Genomic DNA, 16,567 nt, shown 5'->3' on the forward strand with positions numbered 1-16,567 from the left:
CGCCGGGCAGGGTCAACACCTGGGGGGATAGGGGTGTCGCGCCCCTTCGGGGCCGACCTAGCGTGCGATCACCCCGTGGCCGGAACTGACCCGGGGCAATCGATACCGAGCTGGGAGCGTGCAGATGTCCGCGGGCTTCGATCCTGTCGCTGATGACTTGTCCGGCGCGGAGGTCCGCCCGGGGTCCCCACTGGCCGCCCGGCTGACCGGACTTCCCGGGAGCGAGCAGTCCAGGCTTCTCCTCGACCTGGTCTGCGCGCAGGCCGCCGACATCCTCCGCAAGGCCCGGCCCGACACCGAGCCGGTGGTCGCGACCGGAACCTCCTTCAAGGAACTGGGCCTGGACTCGATCGCCCTGGTCGACCTGCACGCCCGGATCAACGCCGCGACCGGGCTGGGCCTGCCGGTGACCGCCGCGTTCGACCACCCCAGCCCCGAACTGCTCGCCGCGTACGTCCGAACGGAACTCCTGGGCGGATCCGCCGAGCCGGTGGCCGCGCACCCCGCCCCCGCGGCGGCCGCCCCCGAGGTCTTCGACGGCGATCCCATCGCCGTCGTCGGCATCGGCGGCCGGTTCCCCGGCGGCGTCCGCTCCGCCGAGGAACTGTGGGACCTGGTCTCCCGGGGCGGCACCGCGGTCGGGCCGTTCCCCGACAACCGCGGCTGGGACCTCGACGCGCTGTTCGACGACGACCCGGCCACCCCCGGCACCTGCTACACCCGCACCGGCGGATTCCTTCACGACGCAGCCGAGTTCGATGCCGAGTTCTTCGGCATCAGCCCGCGCGAGGCGCTGGCCATGGACCCGCAGCAGCGGCTGCTGCTGGAGACGGCCTGGGAGGCGCTGGAGCGCACCGGCATCGACCCGACCTCGCTGCGCGGCACCCGCACCGGCGTCTTCATCGGTGCGGGCCCCTCCGAGTACGGGCCGCGGGTGCAGGACGCCCCCGAGAGCCTGACCGGCTACCTCGTGACCGGCGGCGCCCTCAGCGTCACCTCGGGGCGCGTCGCCTACGCGCTGGGCCTGGAGGGTCCGGCGCTCACCGTCGACACGGCCTGCTCCGGATCGCTGGTCTCGCTGCACCTGGCCGTGCAGTCGCTGCGCCGCGGCGAGTGCTCCATGGCCCTGGCCGGCGGTGTCACCGTACTGAGCACGCCCGGCCTGTTCACCGAGTTCAGCAGGCAGCGCGGGCTCGCCCCCGACGGGCAGATCAAGGCCTTCGCCGCGGGCGCCGACGGCACCTCCTTCGCCGAGGGCGTCGGCCTGCTCGTCGTCGAACGCCTCTCCGACGCCCGCCGCAACGGGCACCAGGTGCTCGCCGTCATCCGCGGATCCGCCGTCAACCAGGACGGCGCCAGCAACGGCCTCACCGCCCCCAGCGGCACCGCGCAGCAGCGCGTCATCCTGCAGGCCCTCGCCGACGCCGGGCTGTCCGGGGACGAGGTCGACGCGGTCGAGGCGCACGGCACCGGCACCACGCTGGGCGACCCGATCGAGGCCCGCGCCCTGATCGCCACCTACGGCAAGGACCGGCCCGGGGACCGGCCGCTGTGGCTCGGCTCGGTGAAGTCCAACCTGGGGCACACCCAGGCCGCGGCCGGCGTCGCCGGGCTGATGAAGATGATCATGGCGATGCGGCACGGCGTGCTCCCGCGGACCCTGCACGTCGACGCCCCCAGCGGGAACGTCGACTGGTCGGCCGGGACGGTACGGCTGCTCACCGAGCCCGTGCCGTGGCCGGCGGACGAGGACCGGCCGCGCCGGGCGGGCGTCTCCGCCTTCGGCATCAGCGGCACGAACGCGCACATCATCGTGGAGGAGCCGCCGCGCGAACCCGGCGGTGAGCCCGGTGGCGAGACCGGTGGCGAGACCGGTGGCGAGACCGGTGGCGAGACCGGTGGGGAGGCAGCCACGTCCCGCGTCGGGGGTGCGTCCGTATCCCCCGACGGGTGCGCCGCGTCGCCCGGAGCGGAGGATGACGTCCTTGCCGGGGCGGGCTCCGCGGCTCTGCCCGGCGCGGACGCCGAGCCGTCCCTCGTGCCCGTCGAGCCGCCCGCCCTCGTGCCCGTCGGGGCGCGCTCCGACGAAGGCCTGCGGGCCCAGGCCGGACGGCTCGCGGAGTTCCTGGCCGAACGGCCCGCACTCACCCCCGAGGACGTCGGCCACTCGCTCGGCACCGGCCGGGCCGCCCTCGAACACCGCGCCACCGTCCTCGCCGCCGACCGGGAGGAGCTCCTGGCCGGGCTGCGCGCCCTCGCCGACGGGAAGAGCACCCCCGGAACCCGGACCGGGACCGTCCCCGCCGGACGCCTCGCGTTCCTCTTCACCGGCCAGGGCAGCCAGCGCCTGGCCATGGGCCGGCAGCTGTACGACACCCACCCCGTGTTCGCGGACGCCCTCGCCGACGCCATCGGCTGGCTCGACCTCCAGCTCGACACCTCCCTGTGGGACGTCCTCTTCGCCGAGCCCGGCTCCGAGGCCGCCGCGCTCCTCGACGAGACCCGCTACGCCCAGACCGCCCTGTTCGCGGTCGAGACCGCCCTGTTCCGGCTCATCGAGTCCTGGGGCGTCCGCCCCGACTTCCTCGCGGGCCACTCGATCGGCGAGATCGCGGCCGCCCACGCCGCGGGCGTCCTCAACCTGGAGGACGCGGCCACCCTCGTCGCCGCCCGCGGCCGCCTGATGCAGGAGCTGCCCCCCGGCGGCGCCATGGTCGCCGTACAGGCCACCGAGGAGGAGGTCCTCCCGTACCTCCGCGAGCAGGCCGCCGTCGCCGTCGCCGCCGTCAACGGCCCCGACTCCGTGGTCCTCTCGGGCGAGGAGAGCGCCGTACGGGCGCTCGCCGACCGTTTCGCCGACCAGGGGCGCAAGACCAAGCGGCTCCAGGTCAGCCACGCCTTCCATTCGCCGCTCATGGAACCGGTGCTGGCCGAGTTCCGGCGGATCGCGGGCATCCTCACCTACGCCGCGCCGCGCATCCCGATCGTCTCCACGGTCACGGGACGGCTCGCGACCACCGAGGAACTCCGTTCGCCCGACTACTGGACCGGCCACGTCCGCGAGGCCGTCCGCTTCGCCGACGCCGTCGACTGGCTCGCCGGGCAGGGCGGCGTACGCACCTTCCTGGAGCTCGGCCCCGACGGTGTCCTCAGCGCGCTGGGCCAGAACTGCCTGCCCGAGGAGTGCGAGGCCGACACGGTCTTCGCCCCCGTGCTGCGCGCCGGCAAGGACGAGGTCCGCGAGGCGCTCGGCGCCGCCGCCCTCGCCCACACCCGCGGCGCCCTCCTCGACTGGGACGCCGTGTACGCGGGACGCGGCACCCGCCGCGTCGACCTGCCCACCTACGCCTTCCGCACCCGGCGCTACTGGCTCGCCCCCGAGCGGGCCGGAGGCGACCCCTCCGTGCTGGGCCAGCTCGCCGCCCAGCACCCGCTGCTGGGATCCGTCGTCGACCTCGCGGGCGCCGGCGGCACCGTCCTGACCGGCCGCCTGTCGCTGCGTACCCACCCGTGGATCGCCGACCACACCATCGCCGGGGTCACCCTGCTGCCCGGCACCGCGTTCGTGGAACTCGCCCTGCGTGCGGCGGCGGAGACCGGCTGCGCGCTGGTCGAGGAGCTGACGCTCCAGTCCCCTCTGGTCCTGCCCGAGTCGGGCGGAGTGGCGCTCCAGGTGGTCGTCGCCGCCCCCGACGAGGCCGGCCGGCGCGCCGTCGAGTGCTACTCCCGCCCCGACGGCCCCGACGAGGGCGAGGACGGATGGGTCCGCCACGCCACCGGCGTCCTGGCGCCCGCCGCCCCGGAAGCGGACGCCGCCGCCCTCTCCGGCCCGTGGCCCCCGGCCGGCGCCGTCCCGCTGGACGTCAGCACCCTTTACGGCGACATGGCCGGCGAGGGCTATGGTTACGGACCCGCCTTCCACGGTGTCCGGGCCGCCTGGCTCCGCGACGGCGAGGTCTTCGCCGAGGTCGAGCCCCCGCAGCCGGCCCGCGCGGACGCCGCCGCCTACGGCCTGCACCCCGCCCTGCTGGACGCCGCGCTGCACCCCGCCGACCACGCCCTGGCGGCCCGCGGCAACCGGCCCGAGGGCACCTGGATCCCCTTCTCGTGGAACGGGGTCACGCTGCACGCCTCCGGGGCCTCCGCCGTGCGCGTACGGATCACCGCGCGCGGCAGCGAGGAGCTGGCGGTGACCGTCGCCGCCGCCGACGGCTCCCCCGTCGCCCGCATCGACTCGCTGCTGCTGCGCGCCGTCACCGGGGCGCAGCTCGCCGGGGACCGGCCCGACCCGCTGCTGCGCGTCCGGTGGAACCCCGTAGAACTGCCCTCGGCGGCCGTGGAGTCCGCCGAGTTCGCCGATCTCGCCGACCTGGCGGACGGCCCGGTGCCGCCCGTCGTCGTCTACCGGACCCTCCCCACCCCGGCGGGCGACCTGCCCGCCGCGGTCCGCACCGTGTCCGCCGACGCGCTGGCCGCCCTGCGGACCTGGCTGGAGAACGACCGCTACGCGGAGTCCCGCCTGGTCGTCGTCACCCGCGACGGCGCGGCCGTACCCGGTACCGACGTCGACCTCGCCCAGGCACCCGTCTGGGGTCTCGTACGGTCGGCCGAGGCCGAGAACCCCGGCCGCTTCACCCTCGTCGACACCGACGAGGCCGGACCCTCCTCGCTCGGCCGCGCGCTCGCCGCCGTCACCGAACCCGAACTGGCCCTGCGCGGAACCGAGGCCTACGTACCGAGGCTGGCCGCCGTACCCGCTCCCGCCGAGGAGCGCCCGGCCCCGTGGGACGCCGACGGCACGGTACTGATCACCGGCGGCACCGGCGGCGTCGGAGCCGAACTCGCCCGCCACCTGGTCCGCCGGCACGGCGTACGCCACCTCCTGCTGACCAGCCGCCGCGGCCCGGACGCGCCCGGAGCGCGCGAACTCGTCGCCGACCTCGCCGCCCTGGGCGCCGAGGCCACCGTCACCGCCACCGACGTCGCCGACCGGGACGCCCTGGCCGCACTGCTCGCAGCGATCCCGGCGGCGCATCCGCTGCGCGCCGTGGTGCACGCGGCCGGCGTCATCGACGACGGCCTGACCGGTTCCCTCACCGCGCAGCGGCTCGACACCGTGATGCGCCCCAAGGTGGACGCCGCCTGGAACCTCCACGAACTGACCGCGGACCTCGGTCTCACCGCCTTCGTCCTCTTCTCCTCCGCCTCCACGGTCCTCGACGGCGCGGGCCAGGGCAACTACGCTGCCGCCAACCTCTTCCTCGACGCGCTGGCCGCCCGCCGCGCCGCGGCCGGCCAGGTCGTCACCTCCCTCGCCTGGGGCCTGTGGGCCGGCGGAGGAGGCATGGGCGCGACCCTCGACCAGGCCGCCCTCACCCGCATCGAGCGCCTGGGCCTCGACTCGCTCACCTTCGAGGAGAACCTGGCCCAGCTGGACAGGGCCCTGGCCGGTCACGAGCCCGCGGTGGTCCCCGTACGCGTCAACCACCGTGCGGTACGGGCGCGTTCCGACGGCACGCCCACCTTGCTGCGGGCCCTCGTACGGACCGCCGTACGCCCCCCGGCCGCCGGGGCGCCGACAGCCGCCGCACCGGACGCCCGGGCGCCGCTCGGCGCCAGGCTCGCGGAGCTCGGCGCGGCCGACCGCCTCGCCACGGTGCTGCGGCTGGTCCGCACCGAGGCCGCGGCCGTGCTCGGCTACCAGAGCGCCGAAGAGGTCACCGCGACCCGGGCGTTCACCGAGACCGGCTTCGATTCGCTGGCCGCCGTGGAACTGCGCAACCGGCTCGGCGCGGCGACCGGCCTGCGGCTGAGCGCCACCCTGACCTTCGACTACCCCACCGCGACCGCCCTGGCCGAACACCTGGTCACCAAGCTCGTCGGCGCGGCCGCCCCGGCCGCGGACCGCCCGGCGGCGCCGGCCGGGGGGGCCGCCAACGATGCCGACCCGATCGTCATCGTCGGCATGGCCTGCCGCTACCCGGGCGGAGTGACCTCGCCCGAGGAGCTGTGGCAGCTGGTCGCGGACGGCGCGGACGCCATCGGTCCCTTCCCCACCGACCGGGGCTGGGCGGACGACCTCTACGACCCGGAGCTCGGCAAGCCCGGCAAGACGTACTCCACCGAGGGCGGATTCCTCTACGACGCCGCCCAGTTCGACCCGGCGTTCTTCGGGATCAGCCCGCGCGAGGCGCAGGCCATGGACCCGCAGCAGAGGCTGCTGCTGGAGGTCGCCTGGGAGACCTTCGAACGCGCCGGGATCGACCCCCGGTCCGTCAAGGGCAGCAGCACCGGCGTGTTCGCCGGCGTGATGTACCACGACTGGGGGCTGCGGCTCGGCCCGCTCCCCGAGGACGTGGCCGCGTACCACGGCAACGGCAGCCTGGCGAGCGTCGTCTCCGGGCGCGTCTCCTACGCCCTGGGCCTCGAAGGCCCGGCGGTCAGCGTGGACACGGCCTGCTCCTCCTCGCTGGTCGCCCTGCACATGGCCGCGCGGTCGCTGCGCGCGGGGGAGTGCTCGCTGGCCCTCGCCGGCGGTGTCACGATCATGTCGACCCCCGACACCTTCCTCGACATGAGCCGCCAGCGCGGACTCGCCGCCGACGGCCGCTGCAAGTCCTTCGGCGAGGGCGCGGACGGGACGGGCTGGGGCGAGGGTGCGGGCGTCCTGCTGCTGGAGCGGCTCTCGGACGCCCGGCGCAACGGACACCGGGTGCTGGCCGTCGTACGCGGTTCGGCACTGAACCAGGACGGCGCGTCGAACGGCCTGACCGCCCCGAACGGTCCGGCGCAGCAGCGGGTGATCCGCCAGGCCCTGGCGGACGCCGGACTGACGGCGGCCGAGGTCGACGTGGTCGAGGCGCACGGCACGGGCACCCGGCTGGGCGACCCGATCGAGGCGCAGGCGCTGCTGGAGACGTACGGCCGGGAACGCCCCGAAGGGCGGCCGCTGTGGCTGGGCTCCATCAAGTCGAACATGGGGCACACGCAGGCCGCGGCCGGTGTGGCGGGCATCATCAAGATGGTCAAGGCGATGGACCACGGTCTGCTGCCGCGGACCCTGTACGCCGACACCGCGTCCGACCAGGTGGACTGGTCGGCCGGAGAGGTGGAACTGCTCACCGAGGCCCGTGAGTGGGTGGCGCCCGACGGGGTGCGCAGGGCCGGCGTGTCCTCCTTCGGGATCAGCGGCACCAACGCCCACGTGATCATCGAGCAGGCGCCGGAGGAAGAGCCGGTCGTCGCCGCCGGCGAGCAGGGCGCCGCACTCCCCGCCCTGCCCTGGGTGGTCTCCGGCGCCACCACCGAGGCCCTGCGGGCCCAGGCCGGCCGCCTGCGCGAGCGCCTGGCGGACCTCACCGACGAGGAACTGGCCCCCGCCGCCCACGTACTGGCCACCGGCCGTGTGGCGCTGGAGCACCGTGCCGTCGCCCTCGGCGCCGGCCGCGCCGAGCTCTCCCGCTCGCTGGAGCTGCTCGCGGGCGCGGCCGTCGCCCAGGACGGCAAGACGGCCTTCCTGTTCACGGGACAGGGCGCCCAGCGGCTCGGCATGGGCCGGGAGCTGTACGCCTCCTTCCCGGTGTTCGCCGAGGCCTTCGACGCCGTGTGCGCGCAGGTCGACCCGCACCTGGGGCGGTCGTTGCGCGAGGTGGTGTGGGGCGAGGACGCGGAGGCGCTGAACGCGACCGCCGTCGCCCAGCCCGCCCTGTTCGCCCTCGAAGTGGCGCTGTTCCGGCTGGTCGAGGCCTGGGGCCTCACCCCCGACGTGGTCGCCGGCCACTCGATCGGTGAGCTCGCCGCCGCTCACGTCGCGGGAGTGCTGTCCCTCGCCGACGCGGCCCGACTCGTCGTCGCACGCGGCAGGTTGATGCAGGCACTGCCCATCGGCGGTGCGATGGTCGCCGTCCAGGCCACCGAGGCCGAGGTCCTGGAGCTGCTCACCGACGGAGTCGGCATCGCGGCGGTCAACGGACCGCAGTCCGTCGTGGTCTCGGGCACCGAGGCCGCCGCGCTGGCCGTGGGCGAGCACTTCGCCGCCGCAGGCCGCAAGACGAGCCGCCTGTCGGTCTCGCACGCCTTCCACTCGGCCCTGATGGACCCGATGCTGAAGGAATTCCGGGCCGTCGCCGGCGAGTTGGCCTTCCACGAACCGCGCATCCCGGTCGTCTCCACCGTCACCGGCGAGACGTCCACGCACTGGCAGTCCCCGGCCTACTGGGCCGGCCAGGTCCGCGAGCCCGTCCGCTTCGCCGACGCGGTCCGCCACGCCGAGGAACTGGGTGTCCGTACCTTCGTCGAGATCGGCCCCGACGCGGTCCTCACCGCACTCGGCGCGGGCTCGGCCACCCGCGAGGACACCGCCTTCATCCCCCTGCTGCGCCGCGACCGCGACGAAGCCCGCGACGCGCTCACCGGCCTCGGCTCGGCCTGGGCGCGCGGCAGCGCCGTCGACTGGACCGCCGTGCTCGGCGGCCCGGCCCGCCGCCCCGGCACCCTCGTCGACCTGCCGACCTACGCCTTCCAGCGCAAGCGCTACTGGCTCGACGTACCGGCCGGGACCGGAGACGTCGGCTCGGCCGGCCTCGACGCCGTCGACCACCCCGTCCTCAGTGCGGCCGTCCTGTCGCCCGAGTCCGGCTCCGTCGTCCTGACCGGCCGGCTCTCCGCGGCCGGACAGCCCTGGGTCGCCGACCACGGCGTGCACGGCGCCGTCCTGCTCCCCGGCACCGGCTTCGTCGAGCTCGCCGTACGCCTCGGCGACCAGGTCGGCTGCGACCTCCTGGAGGAACTGACCCTGGAGGCCCCGCTCGTCCTGCCCGCGACCGGTGGCGCCGCCCTGCGCGTCGCCGCCGGCGCCCCCGACGAGACCGGCCGCCGTGCCGTGCACATCCACTCCCGTCTGGACGGTGCCCCCGAGGGCGCCTGGACCCGCCACGCCACCGGCTTCCTCGCCACCGGCGAACCCCCGAGGGTGGAGGCGGACCTCACCCAGTGGCCGCCGCGCGGCGCCACCGCCGTCGACGTGACCGGCGCGTACGAGAGCTTGCGCGAGCGCGGATACGGCTACGGGCCCGCCTTCCAGGGCCTGAAGGCGGCCTGGCGGCGCGGCGACGAACTGTTCGCCGAGGTCGCCCTGCCCGACGCCGTACGCGGCGAGGCGGGCGACTACGGCCTGCACCCGGCGCTCCTGGACACCGCCATGCACGTGGACGTCCTCGTCGACCAGGGCGAGGGCGGCACCGAAGCACTGCTGCCCTTCGCCTGGAGCGGGGTCGCCCTGCACGCCACCGGAGCCGCGGCCCTGCGCGTGTACGTACGCCGCATCCGCGGCGCGGAGGAGTCGGCGATGGTCGTCGCCGACGAGACCGGCAGCCCCGTGATGACCGTGGCCTCGCTGATCTGTCGGCCCGTCTCCGCCGACCAGCTGGAGCCGGTGGACGGCACCCTCTCCGACGCGCTGCAGCACATCGAGTGGACCCCGCTCCCCGAGCCGGCCGAACCCGCCCGCTCCTCCTCCACCGTGGTGCTCGACGAGTACGGGCTGGCCATCCTCGGCGACCCGTCGGCCGTCGTACTGGCCTGCTGCCCCACCCCGGTCCGCCGGCCCGTGCTCGAAGCCACGCGCACGGTCACCTCGTACGTGCTCGGCCTGTTGCAGTCCTGGCTGACGGACGAGCGGTTCGAGTTCACCACCCTGCTCGTCGTCACCCGCGGCGCGGTCGCCACCCCCGGGGACGGCGCCCCCGACCTGACCCAGGCCCCCGTGTGGGGCATCGTCCGGGCCGCCCAGGCCGAGAATCCGGGCAGGATCGTCCTGCTCGACACCGACCCGGACACCGACCCGGCGGAGTTCCCGGGCATCGCGGCAGCCGCCCTGGCCCACGGCGAGCCCGAACTCGCCCTGCGCGACGGCCGGTTCCTCACCCCCCGACTGGTACCGACCCCCGTACCCGAGGCGGATGCCCCCTGGAACGGCGACGGCACCGTCCTCGTCACCGGCGGCACCGGTGGCCTGGGCGCACGCGTCGCCCACCACCTCGTCAGCCGGCACGGCGTACGCCACCTGCTGCTCACCAGCCGCCGCGGCCCGGACGCCCCCGGCGCCGCCGGCCTGCGCGACCGCCTCATCGAGGCAGGCGCCCTGGACGTCCGGATCGCCGCCTGCGACGCGGCCGACCGCGCCGCACTGGCCGGTGCCCTCGCCGACGTCCCGCACGACCATCCGCTCACCGGCGTCGTCCACGCGGCAGGAGTGGTGGACCCCGGCCTGATCGGCACCCTCACCCCGGAATCCCTGGACACCGTGCTGCTCCCCAAGGCGGACGCCGCCTGGCACCTGCACGAGCTCACCGCGGACCTCGGCCTGACGGCGTTCGTGATGTTCTCCTCGGCCGGCGGGCTCGTCCTCCCCGCCGGACAGGGCAACTACGCCGCCGCCAACGTCTTCCTGGACGCCCTGGCAGCCCACCGGCGGGCGGCCGGCCTCCCGGCGACCTCGCTCGCGTACGGCCTGTGGGCGGTCAACACCGGGCTCGGCGGCGAACTCACCGACGCCGACGTCGAGAAGATGAACCGGCTCGGCCTCCCCGCCCTGCCCGCCGCCCGCGGTCTCGCACTCTTCGACGAGGCCCTGCGCACCCGGCACGCCCTGCTCGCCCCGCTCATCGTCGATCCGGCCGCCCTGCACGCCCGCGGCTCCGACGTCCCGCCGCTGCTGCGTACCGCCGCGGCCGCCGGCCGGCCCACGACCCGCCGCAGCGCGGCGAACACCGCGCCCGTCGGCGACGGCCTCGCCCGCGGGCTGGCCGCACTCGGCGCCGCCGAACGCCGCCGGGCCCTCCTCGACCTGGTCGCCACGCAGGTCGCGGCCGTCCTCGGCCACGAGTCCGCGGACACCGTCGGAGCGGACCGCGCCTTCAAGGAACTGGGCTTCGACTCCCTGGCGGCCGTCGAACTGCGCAACGCGCTGAACGCGGCCACCGGACTGCGCCTGCCCGTCACCCTCGTCTTCGACTACCCGACCACCCGGGCGGTCGCCGAGTACCTCGACACCGAACTCGGGGGCACGGAATCGGAAGCCGCACCCGCGGACACCGCCCCGGTGGGGCTCTCGGACGACGAACCCATCGCGATCGTCGGCATCAGCTGCCGCTTCCCCGGCGGCGTACGCTCCGCCGAGGACCTCTGGGACCTCGTCGCCGAAGGCCGCGACGCCATCGCCGGCTTCCCCGCCGACCGCGGCTGGGACACCGACGGCATCTACGACCCGGAACCCGGCCTGCACGGCAAGACGTACGCCCGGGAAGGCGGATTCCTCTACGACGCCGCCGAGTTCGACCCGGCCTTCTTCGGGATCAGCCCCCGCGAGGCCATCGCCATGGACCCTCAGCAGCGGCTCCTGCTCCAGGCGGCCTGGGAGGCCTTCGAACGCGCCGGCATCGACCCCACGACCATGCGCGGCAGCCAGACCGGTGTCTACGCCGGCGTCATGTACCACGACTACGGCTCGCGCCTCCAGCACATCCCCGACGACGTCGCCGGCTACCTCGGCAACGGCACCGCGGCCTCCATCCTCACCGGCCGCGTCGCCTACACCCTGGGCCTCGAAGGCCCGGCGGTCAGCGTGGACACGGCATGCTCGTCCTCGCTCGTCGCCCTCCACATGGCCTGCCAGGCACTGCGCCGCGGCGAGGTCGGGATGGCCCTCGCCGGCGGCGTCACGGTGATGTCGACGCCCGAGATCTACGTCGAGTTCGCCCAGCAGCGCGGGCTGTCCGCCGACGGGCGGTGCAAGGCCTTCGCGGGCGGGGCGGACGGCACGGGCTGGGCGGAGGGAGTCGGCCTGCTGCTCGTCGAGCGGCTCTCCGACGCACAGCGCCTGGGCCACGAGGTCCTCGCCGTGATCCGGGGCTCGGCGATCAACCAGGACGGCGCCAGCAACGGCCTGACCGCCCCCAACGGTCCCTCGCAGCAGCGGGTCATCCAGCGCGCGCTCGCCACCTGCGGCCTCACCACCGGCGACGTGGACCTCGTCGAAGGCCACGGCACCGGCACCCGGCTGGGCGACCCGATCGAGGCGCAGGCGCTCCTCGCGACGTACGGCCGGGGGCGGCCCGCCGACGATCCGGTGTGGCTGGGATCCATCAAGTCCAACATCGGACACGCCCAGGCCGCGGCCGGCGTCAGCGGTGTCATCAAGTCCGTCATGGCCCTCCGCAACGGCCTGATGCCCAAGACGCTCCACGTGGACGAGCCCTCGCCCGAGGTCGACTGGGAGGCCGGGAACGTACGGCTGCTCACCGAAGCCCGCCCGTGGCCCCGGCGGGCGGACCGGCCGCGCCGCGCCACCGTCTCCTCGTTCGGACTGAGCGGCACCAACGCCCACCTGATCGTCGAGGAGGCGCCGGAGCCGGCCACGGCGCCCGCCCGCCCGGCGCTCGACGGTGCCCCCGCCGTGTGGCCGCTGCTGCTGTCCGGCTCCGACGAGGACGGCCCGGGCCGTCAGGCACAGGCCCTGCACGCCCGGCTGCTCGCCGATCCGGACCTGCACATCGGTGACGTCGCCCACACCCTGGCCACCGGCCGGGCGGCGCTGGAACACCGCGCAGTGGTCCTGGCCGCGGACGCCCGGAGCGCGCTGAGCGGGCTCGTAGCCTTCCTCGACGGGGACGGCGTACGCGGATCCGCGAGGGCGGCCGGGCGGACGGCGTTCCTGTTCACGGGGCAGGGGGCGCAGCGGCTGGGGATGGGGCGGGAGTTGTACGCGTCCTTCCCGGTGTTCGCCGGGGCGTTCGACGCCGTGTGCGCGGAGGTCGATCCGCTGTTGGGGCGGTCGCTCCGTGAGGTGGTGTGGGGTGAGGACGAGGAGGCGCTGAACGCCACCGCGATCACCCAGCCCGCTCTGTTCGCGCTGGAAGTGGCGCTGTTCCGGCTGGTGGAGGCCTGGGGTGTGAAGCCCGACCTCGTGGCCGGGCACTCGATCGGCGAGCTGGCCGCCGCTCACGCCGTCGGGGTGCTGTCGCTCGCGGATGCGGCCCGGCTGGTGGTGGCGCGGGGGCGTCTGATGCAGGCGCTTCCGGCCGGTGGCGCGATGCTGGCCGTTCAGGCCACCGAGGAGGAAGTCGTCCCGCTGCTCACCGATGGGGTGGGTATCGCGGCGGTCAACGGTCCGCGGTCCGTGGTGGTGTCGGGTGCGGAGGCTGGGGTGCTGGCCGTCGGCGAGCACTTCACGGCGGCCGGCCGCAAGACGAGTCGGCTGTCGGTGTCGCACGCGTTCCACTCGGCGCTGATGGATCCGATGCTGGACGAATTCCGTTCCCTTGTAGGCCAGTTGACCTTTGCGGCACCGTGTGTCCCCGTGGTCTCCACGGTGTCGGGTGAGCTGACCGACGCGTGGCAGTCGCCCGAGTACTGGGTCGGGCAGGTCCGCGAGGCCGTCCGCTTCGCCGACGCGGTCCGCACGCTGGAGCAGCAGGGCGCCACCCGGTTCCTGGAGATCGGACCGGACGGCATCCTCACCGGTCTCGCCGCGCAGAGCCTGGACGACGACGCCGTCCTCGTCGCCGCCGTGCGCAAGAACCGCCCCGAGCCGGAGGCCCTGGTCGCCGCCGTGGCGCAGCTCCACGTCCACGGAGTCTCCGTCGACTGGGCTGCGTTCCACGCCGGCACCGGAACCCGCCGGGTCGACCTCCCCACCTACGCCTTCCAGCGCACCCGCTACTGGCTCGACGCCCCCGCCGCCGTCGGTGACGCCGCCGGGCTGGGGCAACTCCCCGCCGGGCACCCCCTGCTCAGCGCGGTCGTCGTCTCTCCCGAGACCGGCGCCCCGGTCCTCACCGGCCGGATCTCCGTCCCCACGCACCCCTGGCTCGCCGATCACGCCGTACACGGCAGTGTCCTGCTGCCCGGTACCGCGTACGTGGAGATGGCCCTGCGCGCCGGACACGAGGCGGGCTGCGCCCAGCTGGAGGAGCTGACCCAGGAGGCCCCGCTGCTGCTGCCGGGCAACACCGGAGTGGCCGTGCAGGTCGCCGTGGGCGAGGCCGACGCGTCCGGGCGGCGGGACGTCACCGTGTACTCGCGCGCCGAGAACCTGGCCGCGGACGCCGCGTGGACCCGCAACGCCCGTGGCGTCCTCGCCCCGGAGCCGGCGGCCCCCGCCGCCGACCTGGAGACGTGGCCCCCGGCCGGCTCCCTGCCGGTGGACGTGCGCGGGATGTACGAGGACCTCGCCGGGCTCGGATACGGGTACGGCCCGGTCTTCCAGGGCCTCACGGCGGCCTGGCGGCGCGGCGACGAGCTCTTCGCCGAGATCACGCTGCCCGACCACGCCCGCACCGACGCCGCGGCGTTCGCTCTGCACCCCGCCCTGCTCGACGCCGCCCTGCACGCGGAGCGGATCTTCGACGCGGATCACGAGGGTCCGGTCCGGGCCGCCCTGCCCTTTGTCTGGAACGGCGTCACCCTGCACGCCACCGGAGCCGCCGCCCTGCGCGTGCGGCTGACCAAGCCGGGCCCCGACGCCGTCGCCCTGCGGATCACCGCACCGACCGGCGAACCCGTGGCCACGGTGGAGTCCCTGGTGGTGCGCGAGGTGTCCGCCGAGCAGCTGGCGGGCGACGGCGACAGCCGCGGCGCGCAGTTGTTCCGCGTCGACTGGCGGCCCCACCAGCCGTCCGGCGCCCAGGCCCCCGCCCCGGCGTCCGTGGACGACTGGGTGGTGGTCGGTTCCGGTCTTCCCGGATTCCGGTCGGTGTCCTCGCTCGCCGACCTCGCCGACCTCGCCGCGGAGCGGCGGGTACCGGGCACGGTCGTGCTGACCGCACCGGACGTCTCCGACGTCTTCGGCACGACCGGCGGAGTCCCCGAGCAGGTCCGTACGTCCGTGGGCCGGCTCCTCGACGGGCTCGGGCAGTGGCTGGCCGACGAACGGTTCGCCGGCTCCCGCCTGGTGCTGGCCACCCGGAACGCGGTGGTGGCCGGGGACGGCGACGGCGTCGACTGCGTGCAGGCCCCGCTGTGGGGCGTGCTGCGCGCGGCACAGGCCGAGAACCCGGGCCGCTTCACCGTCGTGGACCTCGACGGGACGCCGGAGTCGGTACGGGCCCTGCCCGCCGCGGTCGCCTCGGCCGAGACCGAGATCGCCGTCCGCCGCGGCGAGGTCCTCGTACCGCGCTACGTCGCCACCACCGGTGGTCCCGAGCCCATGGCGTGGGACCCGGACGGCACCGTGCTGATCACCGGAGGCACCGGACTGCTGGGCGGGCTGCTCGCCAGGCACCTCGTCGCCGAGGGCGGCGTACGCCACCTCGTCCTGACCAGCCGGCGCGGTACGGACGCCCCGGGAGCCGCCGAACTCCAGCAGGAACTCACGGAGGCGGGAGCCACCGTACGGATCGTCGCGGTCGACGCGGCCGACCGGTACGCGCTGGCGGCGCTGCTCGACGAGATCCCCGCCGGGCACCCGCTGACCGGCGTCGTGCACGCGGCCGGGGTGATGGACAACGCCCTGGTCGGCGCGGTCACCAAGGAGCAGGTGAGCAAGGTGCTGCGGCCCAAGGTGGACGCCGCCTGGCACCTCCACGAGCTGACCAAGGACCTGGGCCTGGCCGCCTTCGTCCTGTACTCCTCGGCCGGCGGCCAGATCCTGTCCGCGGGACAGGCCACCTATGCGGCGGCGAACGTCTTCCTCGACGCGCTCGCCGCCGACCGCCGCGCCGCCGGCCTCGCCGCCACCTCGCTCGCCTGGGGCCTGTGGGAGGGCACCGTCGGCGAGGGTCCGGAACTCACCGACGCCGACCTGCTGCGGATGGGCCGCTCCGGAGTGCTGGAGCTGTCCTTCGGCGACGGACTCGCCCTGTTCGACGCCGCGCTGACCCTGGACGAGGCCCTGCTCGCACCGGTCCGGCTCGACCGTGCCGCGCTGCGCCGGCGGGCCGACGAGATCCCGGCCCTGCTGCGGGCACTGGCCGGTCCGCCCGCCCGCAAGGGGCCCCAGCCCGCCGCGGTCCCCTCCGCGGGCTCCGCGGACACCGGTGGCTCCCTGGTGCGGGGCAAGCTGGCCGGGCTGGCCGCCGGGCCGGAGCAGGTCCGCTACCTGGAGGAACTGGTACGGGGCCACGCGGCCGCCGTACTCGGCCACGGCGACCCCTCGGGAGTCGCGGCCGACCGGGGCTTCACCGAGCTCGGACTGGACTCCCTGGGGGCGATCGAACTGCGCAACCGGCTCCAGAAGGCGACCGGGCTGCGGCTGCCCGCCACGCTGATGTTCGACTACCCCAACTCGGCGGCCCTGGCCGGGTTCCTGCTGGAGGAACTGGAGCCCGAGCCGGCCGCCGCGGCGGCCGGAGCGGCCCTGGACGAGGACGGCATCCGGCGGGCCCTGCTGTCGATCCCGGCGGCGCGCCTGCGCGCATCCGGCCTCCTCGACGCGCTGCTCGGCCTGGCGGAGGCGGAGGGCGGTCCGGCCGAGCCGAACGCCTCCTCGGCCGACCAGGGCGCGGCCATCGAGCAGATGGACGTGGACGACCTCGTACGAGCCGCCCTGGCCGGCGGCGAACTCAGCTGA

Annotated in this window: 1 protein-coding gene; it reads left to right on the forward strand. The window is 75.4% G+C overall.

Going from position 1 to position 16,567, the window contains the following annotated elements; all coding sequences use genetic code 11:
* Positions 1-118 precede the first annotated feature (118 nt).
* Complete coding sequence (locus AB0D48_RS23805) at positions 119-16,567, forward strand: type I polyketide synthase (protein ID WP_362400331.1); 16,449 nt, start codon at positions 119-121, stop codon at positions 16,565-16,567.

Origin of the sequence: Streptomyces sp. NPDC048269 (assembly GCF_040652395.1) — a bacterium.
Classification (GTDB): domain Bacteria; phylum Actinomycetota; class Actinomycetes; order Streptomycetales; family Streptomycetaceae; genus Streptomyces.